This window comes from Peptoniphilus sp. oral taxon 386 str. F0131, assembly GCF_000090945.1.
Taxonomy (GTDB): Bacteria; Bacillota; Clostridia; order Tissierellales; family Peptoniphilaceae; genus Anaerosphaera; species Anaerosphaera mikwangii.
In genome coordinates this window covers 932547-938546 of the sequence record NZ_GL349422.1, presented here as the reverse complement: position 1 = coordinate 938546, position 6000 = coordinate 932547, and the positions used below count along the sequence as shown (strand labels likewise).

Below are 6000 nucleotides of genomic sequence, written 5' to 3'. Positions count from 1 at the left end.
TTTATCTTCATAAACAAATTGAATCCCGGTAAATATTGCCAAAAATATGGCTGCTGTTCCAAGATCTTTTTGAATAAACAACAAGCCTATTAAAAAATAGATAATTATCATTAATGTATATGGTTTAAACCTAAATTTTTTACTTATTTGATATTGGAAACTGGTATAATATGCAGCTACTAAAAAAATTACTATTATTTTAGTAATTTCTGACGGTTGCATTGAAAAGCTTCCCATGGATATCCAGTTTTTTGCACCCATCCCTTGATCGGTACCAAAAACTGCAGTAATTAAAAACAAAAATATTGAAATAGCAAAATAATGCAATGTATATTTTTCAAGCCTTCTGAAAACTCTCATTGCAAAATAAGTAATATAAAATAGTGAAATTCCCACTAATGACCAAACAATTTGTCTTATTCCAAGACTTGGATTTATTCTATATATAGTTATTATGCCTATTGATAAAAGCATAGAAGCTATTAAGAATAAATAATTATCTCCGGTAGAAACTCTACCTAATATAAAATTTGAAATATATAATATTAAAACAAGACCTGTAAATAAAAGTACAATGTATTTATCTACATGTTTATTATTAAAAAAGAATAAAAGTAAAATACTCAGTAATTCAAATGCCAATAATAAATCTCTTGGGCGTCTTGTTTTTAAAACCTTTTCTAACATGTTACCCCCTATTATCGACGAAAATAAATTGGATAAATCCGACACCTATTTTATCTCCATTTCTAAGCTCTATAATATCATGAACTTCTTCTCCATTTAAAAAAGTTCCATTAGCCGAATCTAAATCCTCTAAAAAATATGAATTCCCATCTTCAATTATTTTTATATGCTCTTTGCTTACAAATTTATCCTTTATAACTATATCACATTTTGATGAACGTCCAGCTACAACCTTCCCTTTTAATACATAATATTCATGCATTTTAAAATTTAAAGTATCCAGTCTATTTACTACTTTTAAATATGCTGTATCCGGAGACGATCCTTTTTTATCCATGCTTCTTATGTCAAGATACATAAGTCTTATAATTCCAAAAATAAATAAATATATTATAAATATGAATATATATTTTAAAACTTGTGATATTAATTCAAACACTTTTACACCTCTCTAATATAATCAACAATATAATATCACAAATTTAAATTAAATTAAACAAAAATGATATTTATGGTGTTAGTATGATAGAATATAAATGGTGATACATTATGATTATAAAAAATATTTTATATAACAAAAAATCTAATACTTTTACTGTAAATACTGACACTGACTACAATTTTGAAATTTTAGAAGATACCTTAGTAAAATTTAATTTGTATAAGTCAATGGAAATAAATCATGAAATTATAAAAAACATTTTATTTGAAAATAAAAAATATATAGCTATAAATTTAAGCCTAAAATATATAAGAAATTTAAAAACTGAATATGAAATAAGAGAATATTTAAAATTAAATCAAATAGAAACCGAAATAATAGATAAAACTATTTGTTACTTACAGTCTATGAACTATATAGATGATCTGAAATATGCTAAATATTATACATCCGACAAAATAAGAATAAATAAACATGGACTTCAAAAAATTAGACTTGCTCTATCATTAAAAGGAATAAATAAAAATATAATAGATTCCGTTTTTGAAGATGCAGATACGGACACCGAACATAAAAATTTATTATCTGAAATAGAAAAGAAAATTAAGTATAATAAAACAGATAAAAATCAATATGAGAAATTACTTAAATATTTAACAAATAAAGGATATAGTTATAGTAAAATAAAATTGGCTTTAAAGGAGATAAATTATAAATAATGAATTATTTTGTGTATATATTAGAATGTTCTGATAAAACTCTATATACAGGATATACTGTAGATTTATCTAAAAGAATTCTACTTCATAATTCAAAACTTGGCGCTAAGTATACAAGAGGAAGAACTCCTGTAACTTTAAAATATTTTGAAAAATTTAACAATAAGTCGGATGCTTTAAAAAGAGAAATTGAAATAAAAAAACTTTCAAAAATCCAAAAATTAAATCTAATAAAAAAGGGATAGTTTAAACTATCCCAAATCATTTTGTATTATACCAAGTATAAGCGCAAATAAAAATGAAATTATTCCCGCTGCACTACTTATTACAAAAATAACTATATTATCTAAGTTTTCAGGGTTAAAAAGATCATTTACTACAGAAAAAAGAGAAAACATACCTATACATATTAAAAAAATTCCCGGTAAATATTTCACAAATCTTAAGCTTTTAGTTACAAAATTAACTACAAATGTAACAATTATAGCTGCTATTATAACATAAATTGAAATCATTATATATTGATTGTGCCCTGACATTATTTCAAGTATCTTTGACATAACTCACCCCTATTTTTCAGTAGACATTTCTTTATCCCACATTTGAGAATATTTTCCCATCGACCATTGCGTCATTATAGTTTCAGAATTTTTAGGTATTTTAATCTCATAAATAACATTTGGATTTATTTCCTTATTTATTATATTATAAACCTTCAAGCTTTCAATTTCCATAGTTATTAAAAATCTATTATTTGGAGAAATAAAAGCATCTTTTACATTAGGAAATTTTTCTTTTATTTCCGACATAGGAATAGATAATTTATCATATTTTACAATATCTTTTGGAAGTAATATATTAAGATCAAAAATCTTATCTTTATAAGAATCGTCTTTAAACTTAATTATTCCAACAAGTTTCCAAAATCCATTTTCTCTTATAAAACCGATATTAGAACTATCATAAAAACCCATTTCATTGCCGTTCATACTAACCATTCCGGCTCTTTTAAAAAGATACTCTCCATCTTTAACTATATCATCAAGATCTATCTGATTATGATTATTTAAAATATTTAATGAATATAAACTATATCTGTTCTCATTTAAATATTGCTCAACAGTTTCATAGTAGTTAATATAATTTTCTGAAACAAACATAATTTCTTTTAAACTTGGTACTACTTCATTATTTATCTTAAATGATTCGTTGTTAAATTTTGAACTTACAATTACATCATCATTATAGAAATCTCCATTTTTTTGTCTATCAACTGAAATTTCAAAAAACTTGTTTTGTTTTGGCAATAAAATTTTATCAACTTCATTAGAATTTTCTATTTCATTATCTTTAAACTTAATAAAAATAGTCTTGTAGTCAAAAGCCTTAGTCGATGATTCATCTTTTGTATATTTTATTCCAAGTAAAAATCCATTTTCACTTGATTTTATACTTTCAATACTTTCAGATCTGTTAAATTCATCTTTTCCTCTTTTTAAAATTTCATTAAATTCATCATCACTTATTGTATCTGATATTTTAGTGATTTTTAAAAATACTTCATCTGCATAAATATAACATACATCTTCTGATGCTTTAATTATTTCATAAAATAAGCTATATTTATCATAGATATCAACAATATACAAATTATCTGAATCTATATTTAACTTTTTCTTATTTATATCAAATTTCTTGTATAAATAATTTGCAGCATTTACTTTTTTAGCTTTAAATGTTACATTTTCAGAATATAAATTTCCTACTATAGCACTATTGTTTGTAAAAACTACATCTTTTCCTATATAGTCTTTATAATTGAAATTTACTTCCCCATAATCTTCTTTAAATACGCACTTTGTTATAATCCACTTCCCGCTTATTGGAGTTTTTGAAATAGTAGGTGTTTCTACTTTATTCATATCAATATTAATGAATGAACAACCTGTAAGAATTAAAAGCATCAGTGTAATTAAAACTAATTTCACTCTATTCATTAATATCACCCTTATCATATATCGGAACAGGTATTGTAACCTTTACAGTTGTACCTATTTTTTCTTCTGAAAAAATCTCCACTTTTCCTCCATGTAATTTTGCTATTTCATCTGAAACTGAAAGCCCTATACCACTATGACTTTTAGAATGTTTTCCTTTATAAAATTTCTCTTTAACATGTGCAAGATCTTTTTTAGAAATTCCCATTCCATTATCAGAAACTAGAATCACAAATTTTTCATCCTCAACATAAGATTTCAGTTTCACCCAACCATTTTCAGATGTAAACTTTATTGCATTATCTATCAAATTTATAAGTAATTGTCTGATTCTATTCTCATCTCCGACTATTATAGCCTTATCTTCAGAAATATCTATTATAAAATCAACCTTATTAAGCTCCGCCCTCGGCTTCATTTGTTTTGCAACATCATTGCATGTATCAGCAATGTTAAAAGCATCTTTTTCAAGCTGTATCCTACCTGAAATAAATCGTGAAAAATCAAGTAGTTCTTCCACCATTTTTGCAAGTCTGTCACTCTCGTTTTCTATAATATTAAGTCCATCTTCAATCAGCTGTCTTTCATCTTCTTTTGCACTCTTTAATACAACTGCCCAACCTTTAATTGATGTTAATGGTGTTCTGAGTTCATGTGAAACCGAAGAAATAAAATCATTTTTTATTTGTTCTTTCTTAACAATCTCTTGCGCCATGGTATTTAATGTTTTAGATAACTGTCCAAGTTCATCTTTACTATTTACATTAGAATGTACCTTATATTGTCCGTTAGCCATTTTTTCTGCAACATTTTTAAGCTCCACTATGGGTTTTACTATTGATCTTGCCAATATTAAACTCATTATCGCTGTAATCAAAATTACTAGCAGCCCAAATAAAACTATTACAACAGCAGTTTTAAATATTGATATATTAACTTCTTCAAGTGATGATATGAATCTTAAATAACCAATTATATCACCATTTTGATTTTTTAATACTCCTGTAACTGCCATTGTTATTTCATCGGTATAGTTGTTTGAACCTACCCAAGAAGTTATTGTTCCGTTTTTTGCATATTTTACATCAGAACTTGTAATAGGATCTGTTGGCATAGCTCCAACTGTATCTAAAACAACATAGTGTTCTGCATCCAATATTTGAACTTCATAATTACTATGTGCCCATATTAAATCATTATCATCAATTAAAATTTCTTCAAGATTTTTATCCGAGTAAAATTTTTCAAAAAAATCCATTGATATGAGAAGCCTATTTTCAAGCTCATTTTCAATTGTATTATAATAAAATTGTTTGAATCCAACTATTAGAAAAAATGCTATTATCGTAACTGCAAATATTATTATAAATAAAAAACTATTTACAAGTCTTTTTCCTATACTTTTTTTCAAGCTACACCTCAATATGCCATCTATATCCGAGTCCCCAAACGGTTTCTATAAATTTTGGTTTAGCTGCATTTTCTTCTATCTTAGATCTTAGTCTTCTAATATTAACATCTACTATTTTAGAATCTCCGACAAAATCTTCTCCCCAAACAAGATTTAATATTTCATCTCTATTTAATGCTTTCCCGGGATTTTGCATAAAATTTTTCATTATTTGATATTCTGTAGGAGTTAATTCTAATTCTTCATCTCCTTTATAAAATTTTCTCGAATAAGTGTCTAGCTTAAACGGAGGAAATATTATTAAATTCTTATTTGTATGCTCTTCAGGTTCAAGTCTTCTTTCAAGTGATTTTATCCTAAGAGTAAGTTCAGTTGGATTAAAAGGTTTAGTTAAATAATCATCCGTTCCATATTGAAGTCCCATTATTTTATCATAGTCTTCTGTTTTTGCAGTTAACATCACAATTCCAAGCTCAGGAAATTCTCCTCTTAAAATTCTACAAACTTCAAAACCATCAATGCCGGGTAACATTACATCAAGAACAACAATTTCAGGATGAACTTCTCTTGCAATTGCAACTCCATCTTCTCCTGTTGGAGCCTCATATACATCATACCCTTCTCTTTCTAAATTTATCTTTACAAACTTTCTTATTGCATCTTCATCTTCAACTAACAAAATTTTAGTACTCATTATTTTAACCTCACTTTTATTATATGTGATACTATTTAAATTTTATCATA

8 protein-coding genes are annotated in these 6000 nt (G+C 25.8%); 2 read left to right on the top strand and 6 right to left on the bottom strand.

The genetic code is table 11. The features are described 5' to 3' along the window. Together HMPREF0629_RS04440 and HMPREF0629_RS04435 are read right to left on the bottom strand one after the other, a co-directional pair. Window positions 1-687: FtsW/RodA/SpoVE family cell cycle protein (locus HMPREF0629_RS04440; RefSeq protein WP_176686342.1), on the bottom strand; the 687-nt coding region annotated here is incomplete at its 3' end. Window position 688: 1 nt separating this feature from the next. Next, window positions 689-1126 (bottom strand): FHA domain-containing protein, encoded by a 438-nt coding sequence (locus HMPREF0629_RS04435; protein ID WP_009222157.1) that lies wholly within the window; start codon window positions 1124-1126, stop codon window positions 689-691. 110 nt (window positions 1127-1236) lie between these two features. On the opposite strand from HMPREF0629_RS04435, the gene HMPREF0629_RS07675 reads away from it, so the two are divergent. Next, complete coding sequence (locus HMPREF0629_RS07675) at window positions 1237-1848, top strand: RecX family transcriptional regulator (protein WP_009222156.1); 612 nt, start codon at window positions 1237-1239, stop codon at window positions 1846-1848. After that, on the top strand, window positions 1848-2093 hold the full coding sequence (locus HMPREF0629_RS04425) for a GIY-YIG nuclease family protein (RefSeq protein WP_009222155.1): 246 nt from the start codon (window positions 1848-1850) through the stop codon (window positions 2091-2093). The genes HMPREF0629_RS07675 and HMPREF0629_RS04425 overlap by 1 nt, the downstream gene beginning before the upstream one ends. Before the next feature lie 6 nt (window positions 2094-2099). Here the strand turns inward: HMPREF0629_RS04425 and HMPREF0629_RS04420 are convergent, their stop codons facing one another. Genes HMPREF0629_RS04420 through HMPREF0629_RS04405 form a run of 4 tightly spaced genes read right to left on the bottom strand, consistent with a single transcriptional unit; the run spans window position 2100 to window position 5950 of the window. Then, window positions 2100-2408: a hypothetical protein gene (locus HMPREF0629_RS04420; protein ID WP_009222154.1), complete on the bottom strand. Its 309-nt coding sequence runs from the start codon at window positions 2406-2408 to the stop codon at window positions 2100-2102. A gap of 9 nt (window positions 2409-2417) precedes the next feature. Then, window positions 2418-3845, bottom strand: a complete 1428-nt coding sequence (locus HMPREF0629_RS04415) for a hypothetical protein (RefSeq protein WP_039856626.1) — start codon at window positions 3843-3845, stop codon at window positions 2418-2420. Beyond that, the gene (locus HMPREF0629_RS04410) at window positions 3838-5256 is read right to left on the bottom strand and encodes a HAMP domain-containing sensor histidine kinase (RefSeq protein ID WP_009222152.1); all 1419 of its coding nucleotides are present in this window, start codon (window positions 5254-5256) and stop codon (window positions 3838-3840) included. Before HMPREF0629_RS04410 ends, HMPREF0629_RS04415 begins: the two co-directional genes overlap by 8 nt. A gap of 1 nt (window position 5257) precedes the next feature. After that, window positions 5258-5950 (bottom strand): response regulator transcription factor, encoded by a 693-nt coding sequence (locus HMPREF0629_RS04405; RefSeq protein ID WP_009222151.1) that lies wholly within the window; start codon window positions 5948-5950, stop codon window positions 5258-5260. Window positions 5951-6000: the final 50 nt, after the last annotated feature.

What these genes read in the sequence shown, in the direction of transcription:
- HMPREF0629_RS04415 (WP_039856626.1), bottom strand. Translation starts at nt 3,845, where the DNA reads ATGAATAGAGTGAAATTAGTTTTAATTACACTGATGCTTTTAATTCTT.
- HMPREF0629_RS04420 (WP_009222154.1), bottom strand. Translation starts at nt 2,408, where the DNA reads ATGTCAAAGATACTTGAAATAATGTCAGGGCACAATCAATATATAATG.
- HMPREF0629_RS04405 (WP_009222151.1), bottom strand. Translation starts at nt 5,950, where the DNA reads ATGAGTACTAAAATTTTGTTAGTTGAAGATGAAGATGCAATAAGAAAG.
- HMPREF0629_RS07675 (WP_009222156.1), top strand. Translation starts at nt 1,237, where the DNA reads ATGATTATAAAAAATATTTTATATAACAAAAAATCTAATACTTTTACT.
- HMPREF0629_RS04425 (WP_009222155.1), top strand. Translation starts at nt 1,848, where the DNA reads ATGAATTATTTTGTGTATATATTAGAATGTTCTGATAAAACTCTATAT.